At 42.7% G+C, this 17,763-nt stretch carries 15 protein-coding genes; 3 read left to right on the forward strand and 12 right to left on the reverse strand.

Translation table 11 applies throughout. The features are described 5' to 3' along the window. Window positions 1–15: 15 nt before the first annotated feature. The 8 genes from OCU30_RS07690 to OCU30_RS07725 form a co-directional block, all read right to left on the reverse strand. Window positions 16–249 carry a ComEA family DNA-binding protein gene (locus OCU30_RS07690; protein WP_235861836.1) on the reverse strand — a complete coding sequence of 78 codons (234 nt, stop codon included), beginning with the start codon at window positions 247–249 and terminating at the stop codon, window positions 16–18. 200 nt (window positions 250–449) lie between these two features. Beyond that, window positions 450–2,303, reverse strand: coding sequence for a peptidylprolyl isomerase (gene ppiD, locus OCU30_RS07695; RefSeq protein WP_077312509.1), 1,854 nt, complete (start codon window positions 2,301–2,303; stop codon window positions 450–452). A 144-nt stretch (window positions 2,304–2,447) separates the two neighbouring features. Beyond that, a complete protein-coding gene (locus tag OCU30_RS07700) occupies window positions 2,448–2,723 on the reverse strand; it encodes an HU family DNA-binding protein (RefSeq protein ID WP_077313640.1) in 276 nt (91 codons plus the stop codon). 188 nt (window positions 2,724–2,911) lie between these two features. Next, window positions 2,912–5,266, reverse strand: coding sequence for an endopeptidase La (gene lon / locus OCU30_RS07705; protein WP_077312507.1), 2,355 nt, complete (start codon window positions 5,264–5,266; stop codon window positions 2,912–2,914). 117 nt (window positions 5,267–5,383) lie between these two features. After that, window positions 5,384–6,664 carry an ATP-dependent protease ATP-binding subunit ClpX gene (clpX, locus tag OCU30_RS07710; RefSeq protein ID WP_077312505.1) on the reverse strand — a complete coding sequence of 427 codons (1,281 nt, stop codon included), beginning with the start codon at window positions 6,662–6,664 and terminating at the stop codon, window positions 5,384–5,386. 118 nt (window positions 6,665–6,782) lie between these two features. After that, on the reverse strand, window positions 6,783–7,409 hold the full coding sequence (gene clpP / locus OCU30_RS07715) for an ATP-dependent Clp endopeptidase proteolytic subunit ClpP (RefSeq protein WP_077312503.1): 627 nt from the start codon (window positions 7,407–7,409) through the stop codon (window positions 6,783–6,785). A gap of 106 nt (window positions 7,410–7,515) precedes the next feature. Beyond that, window positions 7,516–8,823, reverse strand: a complete 1,308-nt coding sequence (tig, locus tag OCU30_RS07720; protein ID WP_077312501.1) for a trigger factor — start codon at window positions 8,821–8,823, stop codon at window positions 7,516–7,518. 473 nt (window positions 8,824–9,296) lie between these two features. Continuing rightward, window positions 9,297–10,766 (reverse strand): protein adenylyltransferase SelO, encoded by a 1,470-nt coding sequence (locus OCU30_RS07725; RefSeq protein ID WP_077312499.1) that lies wholly within the window; start codon window positions 10,764–10,766, stop codon window positions 9,297–9,299. A 189-nt stretch (window positions 10,767–10,955) separates the two neighbouring features. On the opposite strand from OCU30_RS07725, the gene OCU30_RS07730 reads away from it, so the two are divergent. Further along, a complete protein-coding gene (locus OCU30_RS07730; protein ID WP_077312497.1) occupies window positions 10,956–12,491 on the forward strand; it encodes a bifunctional GNAT family N-acetyltransferase/carbon-nitrogen hydrolase family protein in 1,536 nt (511 codons plus the stop codon). Between the two features lie 107 nt (window positions 12,492–12,598). Here the strand turns inward: OCU30_RS07730 and grxB are convergent, their stop codons facing one another. Beyond that, window positions 12,599–13,237, reverse strand: coding sequence for a glutaredoxin 2 (gene grxB, locus OCU30_RS07735; protein WP_235861819.1), 639 nt, complete (start codon window positions 13,235–13,237; stop codon window positions 12,599–12,601). A gap of 172 nt (window positions 13,238–13,409) precedes the next feature. On the opposite strand from grxB, the gene OCU30_RS07740 reads away from it, so the two are divergent. After that, window positions 13,410–14,027 (forward strand): LysE family translocator, encoded by a 618-nt coding sequence (locus OCU30_RS07740; RefSeq protein ID WP_077312495.1) that lies wholly within the window; start codon window positions 13,410–13,412, stop codon window positions 14,025–14,027. A gap of 85 nt (window positions 14,028–14,112) precedes the next feature. On the opposite strand, the gene OCU30_RS07745 is transcribed toward OCU30_RS07740, so the two are convergent. Together OCU30_RS07745 and OCU30_RS07750 are read right to left on the reverse strand one after the other, a co-directional pair. Continuing rightward, window positions 14,113–15,048, reverse strand: coding sequence for a glycoside hydrolase family 43 protein (locus OCU30_RS07745; protein WP_077312493.1), 936 nt, complete (start codon window positions 15,046–15,048; stop codon window positions 14,113–14,115). 18 nt (window positions 15,049–15,066) lie between these two features. Then, a complete protein-coding gene (locus tag OCU30_RS07750; protein ID WP_077312490.1) occupies window positions 15,067–16,458 on the reverse strand; it encodes an MFS transporter in 1,392 nt (463 codons plus the stop codon). Between the two features lie 666 nt (window positions 16,459–17,124). Here OCU30_RS07750 and OCU30_RS07755 point away from each other — a divergent pair. Next, a complete protein-coding gene (locus tag OCU30_RS07755) occupies window positions 17,125–17,523 on the forward strand; it encodes a protein tyrosine phosphatase family protein (protein WP_077312488.1) in 399 nt (132 codons plus the stop codon). A 67-nt stretch (window positions 17,524–17,590) separates the two neighbouring features. Here the strand turns inward: OCU30_RS07755 and OCU30_RS07760 are convergent, their stop codons facing one another. Beyond that, on the reverse strand, window positions 17,591–17,758 hold the full coding sequence (locus OCU30_RS07760) for a DUF2986 domain-containing protein (RefSeq protein ID WP_077312486.1): 168 nt from the start codon (window positions 17,756–17,758) through the stop codon (window positions 17,591–17,593). Between the last annotated feature and the right edge of the window lie 5 nt (window positions 17,759–17,763).

Genomic DNA, 17,763 nt, shown 5'->3' on the forward strand with positions numbered 1-17,763 from the left:
TGTAATCCACTTCCATTACTTCACGCGTAAGCGTTGCGCGTTTTTTGCTATGGTCGCAGTACCGATCCCTTTAACTTTACTGAGTTCATCTTGACTCTCAAATGGCCCATTTTTATCACGATACATCACGATGGCATTCGCTTTAGACAGGCCAACCCCACTTAATAATGTCGCTAACTCTTCTGCAGACGCCGTATTAACGTTGACAGTGACTTGAATTTCATCACCAGTCTGTGGTGAGTCAGCCATTGCTGGCGACCCAGCAATCGAAAACACAAAGAGAAGAGTATAAAAAAATATCCGGACGTTCATATTAGTGCTCCTATGTATGGTTTAGCCTTTTCAGCATACAAGTTCTTTATCACTAATCAGTCTTCCATAAATAAAACTACGACGGACTCTAAAAGAGTCCGCCGTATCATGCTTTTGATTCTCACATCGCTTGGGGATTACTTCACATAATACTCAATATCAGTATTAGCACGAAGTACAGACAACAACCCTTGAACGTCTTGCTTAACCATTAAACGCGGCATCTGCTGCTTAAGCTGAGTAATCAGTTTGGCATTCGATTTCGTCGCAATGCTATCTAACGCAATCACAACAGTATTTCCATCACTATCCTGACCACGGTCATAGCTTGCTTTACCATCTTTAGGTTTAGTCATAGCAAACACTGTACGTGCCATATCTGAGTTACGATCAACCGTTTGTTGCTTGCTAAAAGACAATCCATTGGCTTTCAATACCGATTTATCGCCTTTATCTAACGCGGTAATGATTGTATCCGCCAATGTGTTCGCTTTATCTTCCGCTTTCATTGTGGTTAACGTTTTTACGACTTTGCTTTTTACATCAGCAAGTGGCAATAACTTCTCTGGGCGAGTCTGTTCAATACGCACAACAGCGACATCTTCAGGCCCGAGTTGAATAACTTTCGAATTCAAGCCTTGGTCTTTAACATCACTGCTATCTAATGCTTTTTGCACGTCTTGATTTTGCAATAATTCAGGACCCTGACCATTCATACCGATGAAACCGGTTGTTTTGTACTTAGCACCAATAGCCTTTGCAGAAGCATCTAATGAATCCGGCGATTCAAACGCCACTTTTTCTAGCTTATCTTGCAGTTTATAGAATTGATCAACCGCTTTTTGATCTTTTAAATCTGCGATGATTTTGGCTTTAACATCGCTAAATGGTTTCGCTTTTGGCGCTTTAACGGCATCCAGCTTGATGATGTGATAACCAAACGATGATTTAACTACACCAGAAATATCACCCACTTTCTTCAATGCAAATGCAGCGTCTTCAAATTTTGGATCCATCGTTTTACGTTCAATCCATCCAAGTTCGCCGCCTTGCTTAGCACTACCCACATCTTGCGATTCTTTTTTCGCGATAGTCGCAAATTTCGCACCATTATTGAGTTCTTTAAGAATCGCTTGTGCTTTTTTCTCATCGCCTTTAATCAAGATATGACTAACACTACGCTGTTCAGGCGTAGAATACTGCGCTTTATGATCATCGTAATATTGTTGCGCAGCTTTATCAGATATAGAGATGTTGGCTTTCAGCTCTTTTGCTGATAACTCTAAATACGAGATTTTTTCTTGTTCAGGGCGCGTGAATGCTTGCGAATGTTCTTGATAATATTGCTGGATTTCTTTATCCGTCAATGACACTTTTTTTGCAAAATCAGCAGTATCTAACGTAATCGTGCGAATAGCACGCGTTTGACCGATTAATCCCGCTTGTTGTTTTACTTCACTCGGCAAGGTAAATTCACTCGATTGAATCGCTTGCATCAACTGGTTACGCAATAAGTCTTGGCGTAAGTATTCGGCAAAAGTGTCGGGAGTGAAATGTGAACGCTGTAGTGCAGCTTGGTACAAGCTCTTATCGAATTGACCATCTTTCTGGAACGCTGGAATTTGTAACAACTGTTGACGAACTTGCTTATCGCTTACACGCAAGCCTAAATCTTTAGCGTGCTGTTCAATCAATTGGTCATTAATCATGCGGTCGAGAACCGATTTACGGAAGGAAGCCACATAAGATGGATCTCCTAACAAATTAGAGAAGTAGTCGCCCATTTGAGACTGCATACGATTGCGCTCATTTTGGTAAGCTTGTTCAAACTTAGCACGACTAATGGTGGTATCACCTACTTTTGCTGCTGCATTGTTGTTGCCACCTACAAGATAGCTTCCAATCCCTGCAAACACAAAAGATAGAATGATGAGCCCTAAAATAACTTTGATCGCGATGCTATTAGCGCCCTCGCGTAATCGATCCATCATAGTGTTATTGCTCTCCGGATAAGTAATTAAGATACGTCGTTCAACATTAATAGCGCGATAGTATCAGAAAAAGAAATGCGCATCAGTAAGATGCGCATAATTAAAAAAGGTTCGAACTGAAACCGATTAACAACTTAGCGACGATTACTCGTTACAGGCGTCTTTTAATGCTTTGCCTGCTTTAAATGCTGGCACTTTTGCTTCTGCGATTTGAATTTCTTCACCCGTTTTCGGGTTACGACCAGTACGTGCAGCGCGGGTACGTACTTGGAAAGTACCAAAGCCCACTAAGGCAACAGGATCGTCAGATTGTAGTGATTCTGATACTGCTTCAATAAATGCATCCAGTGCACGCCCTGCTGACGCTTTAGATAGTTCAGCATTCGCTGCGATTTGTTCTACTAATTGTGTTTTATTCACTGTATATCCCCTTTGGCGACCAAAACTGTATATGGTGCCGATTTGTTCCATTAATATTCCAAAACTCCAGCTCAAGCCTTGTTATAACAGGGCTAACGCTACACAGAGCTACGTTAGCGTCCAAAAAAAACGCTGACAAGCGTTTTTTCGACTTATCAGCGTAATCTTTTACTTATTTTTGCTACGTATCACTCTTTTTCAGGCGCAAAATCGATACCGGTTGGATCTTCAACCAATGCCACCTTCAGAACTTCATCAATCCATTGCACTGGACGCACGTCCAAATCCGCAATGATATTGTCAGGAATATCTTCTAGGTCGCGCTTATTCTCTTTCGGAATGAGTACCGTTTTAATACCACCACGATGAGCGGCAAGTAATTTTTCTTTCAAGCCACCGATAGGTAACACTTCACCACGTAAAGTAATTTCACCTGTCATCGCAACATCTGCTTTTACCGGGTTACCCGTTAAGCTAGACACCAATGCAGTACACATACCAATACCAGCACTTGGGCCGTCTTTTGGTGTGGCACCTTCAGGCACGTGTACGTGAATATCGCGTTTTTCGTAGAAATCAGCGTTAATACCTAAGGTTTCAGCACGCGAACGTACTACGGTTAATGCCGCTTGAATCGACTCTTGCATTACATCGCCAAGCGAGCCAGTTTGAGTCATTTTCCCTTTACCTGGCATAGATTGCGCTTCGATAGTCAGCAGATCACCACCAACTTCTGTCCACGCTAATCCAACGACTTGACCGACTCGATTATTTTCATCTGCCTTACCGTAGTCACAACGCTGTACACCAAGGAAGTCTTTCAAATTATCCATGGACACCGTTACATGCTTTTCTTCTTTATTAAGAAGAATACGCTTAACAGCTTTACGACAAATCTTAGAGATTTCGCGCTCAAGGCTACGTACACCCGCTTCGCGTGTGTAGTAACGAATAACACCGATAATTGCGGAGTCCTCAATCGTTATCTCTTTTTCTTTCAAGCCATTACGCTCAATCTGCTTAGTGACTAAGTGACGCTTAGCAATATTCAATTTTTCATCTTCGGTATAACCCGATAGACGAATAACTTCCATACGGTCTAACAAAGGACCAGGAATATTCATTGAATTTGATGTAGCAACAAACATCACATCAGACAAATCGTAATCCACTTCTAGATAGTGGTCATTAAACGAGTTGTTTTGCTCAGGATCCAACACTTCCAGTAAGGCTGATGACGGATCGCCGCGCATATCCGCTGCCATCTTGTCAATTTCATCCAACAAGAATAGTGGATTTTTCACTCCAACCTTAGCCATTTTCTGGATAAGTTTGCCTGGCAATGAACCAATATAAGTACGACGGTGACCACGGATCTCCGCTTCATCACGCACGCCGCCAAGCGCCATGCGGACGTATTTACGTCCTGTCGCGCTAGCAATCGATTGTCCCAACGATGTTTTACCAACACCAGGAGGACCGACCAAGCATAGAATAGGACCTTTAAGCTTATTGACACGGTTTTGTACCGCAAGATATTCAACAATACGCTCTTTGACACGCTCTAGACCGTAATGGTCGGCGTTGAGTACATCTTCCGCTTTAGCAAGGTCACGCTTCACTTTTGAACGCTTGGTCCATGGAATGCTCACCATCCAATCAATGTAGCTGCGTACAACAGTCGCTTCTGCAGACATTGGTGACATCATTTTTAGCTTTTGCAGCTCTTGCTCAGTCTTTTCACGCGCTTCTTTCGGCATTTTAGACTGTTCAATTTTTTGCTGTAGCGCTTCAAACTCGTCAGGTGCATCATCCATCTCACCGAGTTCTTTTTGAATGGCTTTCATTTGCTCATTCAAGTAATACTCACGCTGAGATTTTTCCATCTGCTTTTTCACCCGGCCACGGATGCGTTTTTCAACTTGTAGCAGATCGATTTCAGATTCCATTTGTCCCATCAAAAATTCTAAACGTTCAGTAACGTCTAAAATTTCCAATACCTTCTGTTTCTCGTCTAACTTGAGTGGCATATGAGCAGCGATTGTATCCGCGAGGCGAGCCGCTTCTTCAATACCATTCAGTGACGTCAACACTTCAGGTGGGATTTTTTTATTTAATTTGATGAAGCCTTCAAATTGATCGATCGCACTGCGAACAATCACTTCTTGTTCTTTTTCATCCAGTTCGGGAGTCGCTAGGAATTGTGCGTCAGCAGAAAAATATTCACCTTCGATGAAGTTTTCAATTTTTGCTCGCTGCTGACCTTCTACTAGCACTTTTACGGTCCCATCTGGCAACTTAAGGAGTTGTAGAATGGTGGCGACCGTTCCTACTTCAAATAGATCCGAAATAGTAGGCTCGTCAGTCTCCGCCTGCTTTTGTGCGACAAGGAGAACTTGCTTATTGTTATCCATTGCTGCATCTAGACATTGAATCGATTTTTCACGACCAACAAACAATGGGATAACCATATGTGGATAGACCACCACATCGCGCAGAGGTAGTACGGGGATCTCAACACGCTCGGAACGTTCCAAGTTCATATTTTTCTCTCTTCCGCTTAATTCATATGGAAGTATATGGGGGTTAACTGACTGGAATCAATGATGGAATATAAAAAAAGGAGGTATTTCTACCTCCTTTTTTCTTATTTTTCGATGCTACTCTGCTCCAGCCGCTTGGCTGTCATTGGTTGAGTAAATCATCAAGGGTTCAGACTCACCATTAATTACGGATTCATCAATAACCACTTTACTTACATCTTTCATAGATGGAAGCTCATACATGGTTTCTAGCAGCACTTCTTCTAAAATAGAGCGCAAGCCACGAGCACCGGTTTTCCGCTTCATACCCTGAGCCGCAATCGCGCGCAGTGCATCTTCGCGGAACTCTAGTTCCGTGTCTTCTAATTCAAATAAAGCACCATACTGTTTGGTCAGTGCATTTTTCGGCTGGCTCAAGATTTGAATTAATGCATCTTCATCGAGCTCTGTCAACGTAGCGGTAACTGGCAGACGACCAATAAATTCAGGGATCAAACCGTACTTCACTAAATCTTCAGGTTCCACTTGGGTGAAGAGCTGGCCAACGCTTTGACTTTCATCTTTTGAACGAACTTCAGCACCAAACCCAATTCCAGAGCCTTTAGCAACACGTTGTTCAACCACTTTATCTAGACCGGAGAACGCTCCGCCACAAATAAAGAGAATCTTAGACGTATCAACTTGTAAAAATTCTTGTTGAGGATGCTTGCGGCCACCTTGTGGTGGTATAGATGCAACCGTACCTTCAACCAATTTCAATAACGCTTGCTGAACACCTTCACCAGACACATCGCGTGTAATCGATGGGTTTTCTGCTTTGCGTGAAATTTTATCGATTTCATCAATGTAAACAATACCGCGTTCTGCTTTTGCTACATCGTAATCGCATTTTTGTAGTAGTTTTTGGATGATGTTTTCAACATCTTCACCCACATATCCAGCTTCGGTCAATGTGGTTGCATCTGCCATAGTAAAAGGCACATCCAAAAAGCGTGCTAACGTTTCAGCTAGCAAAGTTTTACCACTCCCTGTGGGACCAATCAGCAAGATATTACTCTTACCTAGCTCAACGCCTTCACTTGTTGTGTCGCCGTTGCGTAAGCGCTTGTAGTGGTTATATACCGCTACAGATAACACTTTCTTAGCCTGATCTTGGCCAATCACATAATCATCAAGATTCTCACGAATTTCACGTGGCGTAGGTAACGCTGACGATTCTTTCTTAGGTAATACATCTTTAACTTCTTCACGGATGATGTCGTTACATAAATCAACGCATTCATCACAGACGTAAACCGAAGGACCTGCGATTAGCTTGCGAACTTCGTGTTGGCTTTTGCCACAGAAAGAGCAGTACAGCAGCTTACTACTACTACTCTCTTTGCTTTTGTCTGTCATTCGCTAACCTCTTAGCCTGTATATATTTAAGACTGAGTGTATATCAAATTTCATCAAATTGCGTGAGCAATTTACAGAAGTGATACACAACCGATATTCAGCTTCAACTCGATGTATATTAGCTATTGCGGTGTGTTAACACTGCATCCACTAGACCGTATTCGACAGATGCTTCTGCTGACATAAAGTTATCACGATCAGTATCGCGTTCAATGACGTCTAGCGGTTGACCTGTATGTTCTGATAATAAACGGTTGAGTTTCTGTTTAATAGACAGAATTTCTTGCGCATGAATTTGGATATCAGACGCTTGGCCTTGGAAACCACCGAGTGGTTGGTGAATCATCACACGTGAGTTAGGTAACGCAAAACGTTTGCCCTTCTCACCACCAGCTAGGAGGAATGCCCCCATAGATGCTGCTTGACCCATACATACCGTGCTCACGTTTGGCTTAATAAACTGCATAGTATCGTAGATAGACATCCCTGCTGTCACGCTACCGCCTGGTGAGTTGATATATAGGAAAATATCTTTATCAGGGTTTTCAGATTCTAAGAAAAGCAGTTGCGCCACAACCAAATTCGCCATCTGGTCTTCGACTTGTCCCGTCAGGAAGATAACACGCTCTTTCAACAAACGAGAAAAGATATCGTAAGAACGTTCGCCTCGGGAGGTCTGCTCTACTACCATTGGCACTAGTGCGTCAATGATTGGAGACATTGCATTATTTTCTTGGTTGCTCATAGTCTTATATCCCTAAAATAAATGGCCCGAATGACAAGTATCATACGGACCATTGTTAGCAGAAGAGTCAACATAACGTCAACCCTTCCGCGTTATAGTTTGCTTATTAAGCAGCAGTTTGTTGAGAATTCATAAGCTCGTTAAAGCTAACTTCTTTCTCAGAAACTTTTGCGTCAGCAATGATCGCATCGATAGCTTGCTCTTCAAGAGCAAGGTTACGCATATTTTCCATCATTTTTTCATCTTGCTCGTAGTAAGCAATTACTTCTGAAGGGTCTTCATATGCGGTCGCCATGTCTTCGATAAGTGCTTTCACTTTCTCTTCGTCAGCTTTCAGCTCTTTCGCGTTAATGACTTCACCTAATAATAGACCAACTACAACACGACGTTTTGCTTGTTCTTCAAATAGTTCACGTGGAAGCTGATCAGCAGCTTCAGTGTTACCACCGAAACGTTGTGCTGCTTGTTGGCGTAGAGTGCCAATTTCTTGATCAATCAAGCTTGCTGGAACATCAATGTCGTTTTCTTGAACAAGTCCTTCAATTGCTTGCTCTTTGATGTTCGCTTTAATAGCTTGCTTCAGTTCGCGTTCCATGTTTTTACGAACTTCAGCTTTAAGCCCTTCAACACCACCTTCTTGAACGCCAAATTTAGCAACAAATTCATCGGTCATTTCTGGAAGTTCACGTGCTTCTACTTTTTGGATAGTCACAGCAAATTTCGCGGCTTTACCTTTCAAGTTTTCAGCGTGGTAATCTTCTGGGAAGTTCACATCGATTTCAAATTCCATACCTTTAGTTTTGCCAGCAATGCCGTCTTCAAAACCAGGAATCATGCGACCTTCGCCCATTTCTAGCGGGAAGGCTTCTGCTTTACCACCTTCGAACTCTTCACCGTCGATAGAGCCAACGAAGTCGATAGTTACGCGCTTGCCTTCTTCTGCAGGCTCGTCAACTTCTGTCCACTCTGCTTGCTGCTTACGTAGCGTTTCTAGCATTTCAGCAACGTCTGCATCACCAACTTGAGCCGTTGGCTTTTCAACAGCGATGTTTTCTAGACCTTTCAATTCAACTTCAGGGTATACTTCGAAAGTCGCTGTAAACACAACATCTTGACCTGCAGTTACGTCTGTTGGGGCGAATGTTGGAGCACCGGCTGGATTGATTTTCTCTTGCACGATCGCTTCAATGAAGTGACGTTGCATTACTTCACCAAGTACATCTTGACGTACTGATTGACCATACATTTGATCAACCATTTTCAAAGGCACTTTGCCTTTACGGAAACCATCGAAACGACGGTTTTTCGCAATATTGCGTAGTTCAGCGGTTACTGCATTTTCAACAGTAGCAGCAGGAACAGTAATAGTAAGGCGGCGCTGTAGGCCTTCTAGAGTTTCAACAGTAACTTGCATTATTTTTAAACCTCAAAGCTTGCTCAAAATCTTGAGCATCATGAGCCAAATGATATTTGGCTGCATCCATGTGTTGTGTTCAAGTGAACACTTTCAAAATCGAGTTTAGACATTCTGCCTGTGGGCACAATATCGAACTAATTAGCGATATCTTTACGATGGATTATCGAAAGGTATCTCCGATTAGTCTCAGGATATACATATATAGACACGTCATTCTAACGAGCAGATCGAAGCCTGTCGAGCATCCGCCTAACCTGAGTGGCGTTAAGTCCTAAAAACTCTATCAAGTGCTAAAAAAAACAGCACCACACGACACCAGTGAATAATGAAATGGGGAAGAAAAAGGATCTTTTCAAGGGAAAAGACCAATTTTTTTCATTAAAGCGATAAAAAAAGCCTATCGCTACACCATTTGAGTGTTAATTAAGGAGAATGTTCAACTGCAACAGATAAAATGTGTTTAATCACACTTAAGATGAACAACTCACTTCTAACTCTTTGCCCCACTGCGGTGGCAACGAAGCGTACTCTTCATAACCTGAATGCTCTTCAAAAGGATGCGCTAAGAGATACGCTAATGTTTCCACATCAGAATAATCGCCTTGCTCAGCCTTTTCTATCGCGATATGTGCCAAATAGTTGCGCAGGATATATTTAGGATTTTTAGTGCGCATGAATTCGCAACGCCTTTGTAACTCGTCATCAGACGTGGTACCGCCATCGTCTTGCGCACAGCGCACTAAATAACGCTCAACCCAATTTTTTGCCTGTTCGCGATCAATGACTAAGTCGAGTATCGGCTGTACACCCTCGATGTCAATACACGAGAGCTGGCGTAAAAAGCGTGTATAATCAGTATGATTTGCCGCCATCAACTGAAACAAGTCATCAAATAACTGGCTATCTTGTTCGTGGCTGTGTTTCAGCCCTAACTTACTTCTCATCACCACACTGTAGCGTCGTTGCATGGTTTTTTCATATGTTGAGAGAATACGCTCTAATTCAGAATGCTCAATCAAAGGAGAAAGCGCACGAGCAAGCGCAGTCAAGTTCCATAACCCTATCGAAGGCTGCTGGTCAAACCGATAACGACCTTGGTAATCTGAATGGTTACAGATAAACCCCGGCTCGTAATCTTCCATGAAGGCAAATGGGCCATAATCAAAGGTATCACCTAATATTGACATATTATCGGTATTCATCACGCCATGAGCAAACCCCACCGCTTGCCAATCGGCTATCATGTGAGCCGTACGCTCGACAATATGAGTAAACATTTGCGCATAGGGTGCCTCTGCGCCGCGACATTGAGGATAGTACCAGTCAATGACGGTATCCGCTAACAGCGCAAGTTCTGTCATTTGATTGGTGTAAAAAAAATGCTCAAAGTGACCGAAACGAATATGAGTTTGTGCAACTCGAGCTAACATCGCGCCGGTTTCCATGGTTTCACGTCTAACTGGAGTATCGCTCCCGACCAGAGCTAATGCACGCGTCGTTGCGATGCCTAAACCTGCCATCGCTTCGCTACATAAATACTCACGAATGGACGAACGCAGCACAGCACGGCCATCCCCCATTCGGGAATAAGGTGTCAACCCTGCGCCTTTTAAATGCAGATCATAGTATTGACCGTGTAATGTCCGCAATTCACCATAAAGTAACCCACGCCCATCCCCCAAATCTGGGTTATACATGCCAAATTGATGACCCGCGTATTTCATGGCGAGTGGCACGCACACATCAGGAACCTCTTGTCCGGAAAACGTGCTCAGCAATTCCTGATTTGGCTCAGGAGGTAAGCCAAATTCTGCCGCTAAGTCTTCATTCCAAATCACCCAATGCGGTGTGGTTAAAGGCTGCGGTTGTACCAAGGTATAAAAAGCGCTTGGTAATTCACTAAATCGTGTAGTGACTTCGACTCGATTCCAAATTGACATAGACGTTTCCATTATTTGTGAGCAAAAACCCTAGCAAATACCTGAGTGATTGACTAGGTTTTCTCTTTTTAACACCTAGCAGCAAAGTTTGTACAGCGTGTGACTCTTTATGTGATGACACTATAACGCTTGAATTACATACACAACATGGTCAATATGAAAGCATTATGGTTATAAAGGACAATTTAAATGAGAACGCCTAATACACGCTTAACCTTGCGCGTCATTGACAAGAAAGACTATCCACAACTTGCCGAATTGATGAACCTCGTATTTCCAGATGTCGGTGGAGCTTGGCCGCGTATGACGATTCTCGATTTGATCCATCAATATCCTGACGGGCAAATCTGCATTGAAGATGATGGCCAGCTGGTTGGCGCGGCGCTGACTATCAAAGTCGATTATAGCCGTATGTCGCTACCCCATGTCTATACCGATATCGTCAACGAACACAATGTGATTCAGCACCAACGTAATGGCGATGCGTTGTACGGCTTAGATGTATTTGTGCACCCGGACTACCGCGGCTTACGTTTAGGCCGACGTTTATATGAAGCTCGCAAAGAAATTTGCCGGAGTGACAATCTTAAAGCGATTTTGGCCGGTGGACGAATTCCCAAATATAAAGATTATGCTGATCAATATTCCGTGCTTGAATACATAGAAAAGGTCAATCGTAAAGAAATCCATGACCATATTTTGTCCTTCCAGCTCGCCAATGAGTTTGATGTAAAACGCGTTATGCGTCATTACTTGCCAGAAGACAGTAGCTCACGTGGCTACGCGACATTATTAGAATGGGATAATATTTTCTATGAAGAAGATGTGACCTCTATCCATGATGCGGATAAAACTCTCATTCGTATTAGTATCGTGCAATGGCAAATGCGCGCAGTGAATGATGTCAAAGATTTGATGGAACAAGCTGAGTTCTTTGTGCGTTCATCTTGTAGTTATAAAGCGGATTTTGCATTATTTCCGGAATTTTTCAACGCGCCACTCATGGGGCTTAAAGATGGACAACGCCCTGTTGAAGCCATTCGCTTTCTCGCCTCATTTAGTGAACAAATCAAACTGCGCTTTAGCGAGCTTGCAGTGAGCTACAACATCAACATTATTGCTGGTAGCATGCCCGTCGAAGAAGATGGCGAATTGTATAATGTTTCTTATTTACTGCATCGCGACGGCTCAATTGATGAACAGAAAAAAATCCACATTACCCCCCACGAACAGCGTGACTGGGTCATCACTGGTGGTCACCAAGTGCAAGTGTTTAATACCGATGCAGGACGTGTTGGCATTCTTATCTGTTACGACTCTGAGTTTCCAGAGCTTGCTCGCATGATGGCCGAAGAAGACGTGCAAATTTTGTTTGTTCCATTCTGGACAGACACCAAAAATGGCTATCAGCGTGTGCGATTATGCTCGCAAGCCCGAGCCATTGAGAACGAATGCTATGTGGCAATAGGCGGTAGTGTCGGCAACTTACCGCGCGTTGATAATGTGGATATTCAATACGCACAATCTGCGGTCTTTTCGCCATCGGATATCTACTTTCCACACGATGCGACCATCGCAGAAGCGAGCCCAAATACCGAGATGATTATTTTTGCAGATGTCGATTTAGACAAGCTTAAACAGCTCAATACTGAAGGTTCTGTGACAAACTTGCGTCATCGCCGCTTAGATCTTTACGGTAACTTCACGTCACCAAGCACTAAATAGCAAGCAAATAGATAGCGCTTCTCACTGCGCAAAGAGCGGACGATAAAAAGCCCGCGCCAACATCTTCAAGATGCGGGCAGCGGGCTAATTCACTCGGCAAATAAGCTTTAGTCTAACATCAGCACACTCACACCAGTCGATGCGGAGCGATCACGTAACCATTGCATTACATTTCTAGGCCATTCAATACTCGGTTCACATACCCAGCCACGTAATAATGAGAACATTATCGCCTCATCAATTAACGTTGGCATCCCCTTGGGTGAAAACAGAATCGGTTCAGCGTGTTGCAGCAAGTCAGAAACTTGAACAGCTATCTCTGCAGTATTGTCTTTTAGCGCAATAAAATTTAGTTCATCCGTTTCTTTTTTATCCTGCCATGCTTGTCGACTTGCAACCGTCAAAAACTCACCAAGACCTAACTCATGCCAACGTGGATAACCGATTTTTTGTAATAAAGGAAAGGCCTTAGATTGCCAATGACTCACTTCCTCAGAAGGAGCGACTTGCGGCGTATTGGGTAAACGTAGCTGCAAAAAGTAATCAATAATATCCATACTTTCGTCCATCGCAGTGCCATCTTCTTTGACTAAAATAGGCACCGCTTTTTTCCCGACCAGCTGTGTGGGTGTTGCAACGTCATCATAAGCTAGCACAATTTGTTCAAATGGAATCTTTAACATTCCGGCAACAAAGCTCACCCGTGCGCAAAATGGGCAATGTTCATACACATATAGTTTCAACATAATCGCTTTTCTAACCCCATATTTTCAATAAGTTATCTCTATTCACTATAACGATATGCTGTAAATAGATCTAGATGCCTTATAGTGCTCCTTTGTTTATACCTTGCACTTGCTTAGTGCATAACAAATCATTACTGTACGCGTAGAACAGACTTTATAAGGATAATAATGTATGAATACCGCCATGCTGGGAGTTTTTATTCCCACCTTTTTCTTTGTCTCAATTACACCAGGGATGTGCATGACACTTGCGCTGACTTTAGGCATGAGTATCGGCTATAAACGCACACTTTGGATGATGTTAGGAGAGGTGTTTGGTGTGGCTCTTGTCGCCGTTGCGGCTGTCGTTGGGATTGCGGCTGTTATGCTCAACTACCCTATCGTCTTTACTGTGTGCAAAGCTATCGGTGCGGCTTACCTCGCCTATCTCGGTTTACAAATGTGGTTAGCCAAAGGCAAACTCGCCATTAGTTTTGAGCAACAAACCGTTGAAGGTTCCGATTGGGAGCTTGTGGTACAAGGCTTTGTGACAGCGATTGCCAACCCAAAAGGTTGGGCATTTATGATTTCTTTACTTCCCCCTTTTATTGACAACTCAGCCAGTATTGCTCCGCAATTAGTCTATCTAGTCTCGATTATTATGGTTTCGGAATTCGTATGTATGTCCTTATACGCCACAGGTGGTAAAGGCTTGCGCCGCGCACTAAACAAACCACAAAACATTCGTTTGCTCAACCGCATTGCTGGAACGTTAATGCTCGGTGTCGCCCTTTGGTTATTATTGAGCTAATAACCATAATAAACACATCCACTCAACGCAAAAATGCCCCTTCTTGAGGGGCATTTTGTCTTTTTACAGTTAACCTTTCGTGAGGTTATTCTGCATCACCAAATTGAGGAAAACCGTTTTCCCAAGTGATGTGCTTCATACGAGTATGGCGGTTTGGATCCCATAATGGATCGCCTTCAATCTCGGTATACTCTCGAGCATGATACACCAAGACGTCATCACCATTTTCATCTTTTGTGAAACAGCTATGTCCTGGGCCAAACACTTTTGCAGGTGTGTTCGTGGTAAAAACTGGCTCTTGAGATTTCGTCCAGTTTTTGGCATCGAGTAAGTCGCTGTCTTCGTCTGCCCACAACATGCCCATGCAATAGTTTTCATCCGTTGCACTCGCTGAGTATGTTAACCACACTTTGCCATGGCTATTGAGCACATACGGCCCTTCATTGACCATAAACCCTCGCGTCTCCCACTCTAACTCCGGAATCGTTAGCAAGGTTCCTGGCAGTTTCAACTCTGTTGGAGACAGCATTTCGGCTATATACAAGTTTGAGTTACCTGCAATGCTTGGGTCTTTCTGTGCCCAAATATAATAATCGGTACCTTGATGGCTAAATACTGTCGCATCAAGACAAAACGCATCAATACCAGAATTAATTTGACCGCAAAAGGTCCACTCAGGCGTCATAGGATCAGAGTTTAGATTTTCAATCGCATACATACGGTGCTGGAATAAATCGTGTTTAATTTCACGACTCGGAGCCGCCGCAAAATACACCATCCAACGTCCTTTCACAAAGTGAATCTCTGGCGCCCAAATAAGCTCTGAGTACGGACCTTCGTCGGGTTTCTGCCATGCTGTAATGATCGCGTCTGGCTCAGCAAGTCCTGCTAATGTTTTTGCGCGGCGCAACTCAATTCGATCGTAAGCTGGCACTGAAGCCGTAAAATAATAATACCCGTCAGTATGTAAGTAAGCTTGAGGATCAGCGCGTTGCGTGATAATGGGATTCTCAAATTTCATCGAATATCCTTGTCTATTTTATTTTAATACTGCGTTAGTAGGCTCTGGTGTTGCATCACCCGCGATGACGTCATCGGCATCTTCAGGCATGTTCACCATCATTTTTTGATAATAGCTGTCTGTCACTTTGTATTTAAACATTAACAGACCCATGATGCAGTGGAACACCCCAGGGATCACAGTTAGCATCAGTGCGATACCTGTCAGCGTATCCGCTGTTTGTTCTTGATTTGGTACGTAGTTGAAATAAGTCAGCAACCAACCCACGATGGCACCAGCAATCCCCATACCAAATTTTTGCGCAAAAGAAATACCACCGAACGATAATCCTGACACACGTTCGTGATTTTTATATTGGCCGTAGTCGACAGCTTCTGCAATCGCTGACCAAAAGACGGGAGCGTGTAAATCAACCACAAAAGAAATTAAGAAGTAAAAGACAAATGCGAGAGCCACATCGTCACGTCCTACCAAGAAGTACATCAAGGCACTCAGTACTAAGACCGCCACTTGAGAGTAACGAAATAATTTGATTTTACAGAAACGCTTAGTAATCCATGTTGAGGCAATCATAGCAAGAATTGCAGCGGTCACACCGGTTGCTAGAAATGAAGAAATCATCCCAGCATCACCGCCTAAATAATATTTCGCATAGTAAGCGCCCACAGAGCCACGAATAACGTAACCGACTGTTCCTGTGATACAAACCGAGAACAAAATCAACCACTGATCATTTTTTACCAATAATGTGGCTTGTTGTAATAGCGTTTTCGTTTCTACTTCATGCGCCACACGTTCTTTCGTCGTAAAGAAACAGAACAAGAATAATAATGTGCCCATCAAGCCCATTAGACCCATCGCGTATTTGTAGCCTTCTTGCATGCCGTCACCTGAAGCCGCCGCCAGCTGAGGTACAATGATGGTCACAAGAAATGCAGCAATTTTGGCGAAGAATAAACGGTAACCGTTTGCAGATAGACGTTCTTTCGGATCATTAGTTAATACACTGATCAAAGATATGTAGGGTATCGTTACAGCGGTAAACATGACCGTCACTAAAATGTACGTCGCGTAGGCATAAACCAATTTCGCGTTATAATCAACGTCTGGTGTACTGAAGGCTAAGAATACGGAAATACCAAACGGTACTGACAAGAACAACATGTAAGGGCGGTAGCGTCCCCAACGCGTGTTTACTTTATCGGTAATCATACCCATAACTGGGTCTGTCACTGCATCAATCAAACGAACCACAATAAATAGCATGGCTAAGTCTTCTGACTTAATACCGAAGACATCGGTGTAGAAAAAAGTAATGATTAGCATCATTGATGATATGACGACATTTACCGCCATATCACCAGAGCCAAATCCTACCTTCTCCAGAACGGATAATTTATAATTTTTCATAGGAGACCTCTTATTTCCATCAACATTATGGTTATGGCGGTCTTTTTAACCTGTTACAGATTGTATGACTGTTAAATAATTCTAAGTAGCAAAACTACAGCTATTTTATCCATACTTTCAGCCAATATAGTTGAGAGTTTCATCACAAAACCTCTGGCAGAAATAAAACAAACCCTTTCTTATCCAGTCTTGTTTAATTATTACCCCTAGTATGTATTTTGATAATTATTAATTTTTAACCGTGAAATAAATACTATTTAACCCCTCAACTCATAAAAAACAAAAATCAATTAAAATCATATACTTAAAATAAATTTATGCTTATTAGTCCCTTTTTTATTGATATGAATCAAATTTTTAATTTACGATTTTAAATTAAAAGCATCAAAAAAACTGTATATAAATAGCTGATATAAACCATAAAAAACACAGCGCCCCATAGATATAAATGCTCATAAGTCAATCTGCATATTGATAGCAAAATGATCATGGTCACAGTATTTTAAGTTATCTGGATAAATTTCACACAATACGGTGAAGACTTGTCTTTTATTCCATCACTTAAAATATCTGTGCGATTTATATTTTGGATTTCTGGAAAAAACGCTGGCAAACTGTGTGGTCTTATCAGTATCGATAATGGCTCATTAGAGAGGACAAAGAGACATGACAATTAGGATTGTACCGCTAACCGAAGCGTTATCGGTTGCCGGGCAAATAGAGCCCAGCGACTTAACATCCATTGCTGATTCAGGGTTTAAGACGCTCATCTGCAACCGTCCAGATGGCGAAGGAGAAGAACAGCCATTGAATAAAGAGCTAGCGATACTAGCCAAGCAGTTAGGTATGACTTTTATCGAACAGCCTGTCACTTCTGGCGCGATCACTAAAGCAGATATCGCTCAGTTTGCAGATATATTACACACAGCACAAACACCGATATTAGCGTTTTGTCGCACCGGAACACGTTGTTCAACATTATGGGTTGAGGCAAGTAACGATTTGGGAAGCAGAGCAGCACGCAGAGACACCGCCACGTCTTTAGGGTTTTCCATTCCGTCTTAACAGCGCGATGAGAAAGATCGGGGCTAAGATAAATACACTAGCCCCATAACCACAAACTGTTGGGTCGTTATTCGCCAACAGTTGCTGCGGTAACATCCGCGGCTGCATTTTCTTGTTCCATTTTGGCACGTTCTGCTTTAGAGATATAACGTGGCTTATTACTGCGGTGTAGCTTTGCATTGTGCTTTTTTAAACGCTTCTTGAGCGCTTCATTTATTTGTTTCTTACGATTCATGGTTC

It is taken from the genome of Vibrio palustris (genome assembly GCF_024346995.1).
In the GTDB taxonomy this organism is placed as follows: domain Bacteria; phylum Pseudomonadota; class Gammaproteobacteria; order Enterobacterales; family Vibrionaceae; genus Vibrio; species Vibrio palustris.

What these genes read in the sequence shown, in the direction of transcription:
- clpP (WP_077312503.1), bottom strand. Translation starts at nt 7,409, where the DNA reads ATGAGCAACCAAGAAAATAATGCAATGTCTCCAATCATTGACGCACTA.
- OCU30_RS07725 (WP_077312499.1), bottom strand. Translation starts at nt 10,766, where the DNA reads ATGTCAATTTGGAATCGAGTCGAAGTCACTACACGATTTAGTGAATTA.
- OCU30_RS07690 (WP_235861836.1), bottom strand. Translation starts at nt 249, where the DNA reads ATGGCTGACTCACCACAGACTGGTGATGAAATTCAAGTCACTGTCAAC.
- grxB (WP_235861819.1), bottom strand. Translation starts at nt 13,237, where the DNA reads ATGTTGAAACTATATGTGTATGAACATTGCCCATTTTGCGCACGGGTG.
- clpX (WP_077312505.1), bottom strand. Translation starts at nt 6,664, where the DNA reads ATGACAGACAAAAGCAAAGAGAGTAGTAGTAGTAAGCTGCTGTACTGC.
- OCU30_RS07730 (WP_077312497.1), top strand. Translation starts at nt 10,956, where the DNA reads ATGAGAACGCCTAATACACGCTTAACCTTGCGCGTCATTGACAAGAAA.
- OCU30_RS07750 (WP_077312490.1), bottom strand. Translation starts at nt 16,458, where the DNA reads ATGAAAAATTATAAATTATCCGTTCTGGAGAAGGTAGGATTTGGCTCT.
- tig (WP_077312501.1), bottom strand. Translation starts at nt 8,823, where the DNA reads ATGCAAGTTACTGTTGAAACTCTAGAAGGCCTACAGCGCCGCCTTACT.
- lon (WP_077312507.1), bottom strand. Translation starts at nt 5,266, where the DNA reads ATGAACTTGGAACGTTCCGAGCGTGTTGAGATCCCCGTACTACCTCTG.
- OCU30_RS07740 (WP_077312495.1), top strand. Translation starts at nt 13,410, where the DNA reads ATGAATACCGCCATGCTGGGAGTTTTTATTCCCACCTTTTTCTTTGTC.
- OCU30_RS07760 (WP_077312486.1), bottom strand. Translation starts at nt 17,758, where the DNA reads ATGAATCGTAAGAAACAAATAAATGAAGCGCTCAAGAAGCGTTTAAAA.
- ppiD (WP_077312509.1), bottom strand. Translation starts at nt 2,303, where the DNA reads ATGATGGATCGATTACGCGAGGGCGCTAATAGCATCGCGATCAAAGTT.
- OCU30_RS07755 (WP_077312488.1), top strand. Translation starts at nt 17,125, where the DNA reads ATGACAATTAGGATTGTACCGCTAACCGAAGCGTTATCGGTTGCCGGG.
- OCU30_RS07745 (WP_077312493.1), bottom strand. Translation starts at nt 15,048, where the DNA reads ATGAAATTTGAGAATCCCATTATCACGCAACGCGCTGATCCTCAAGCT.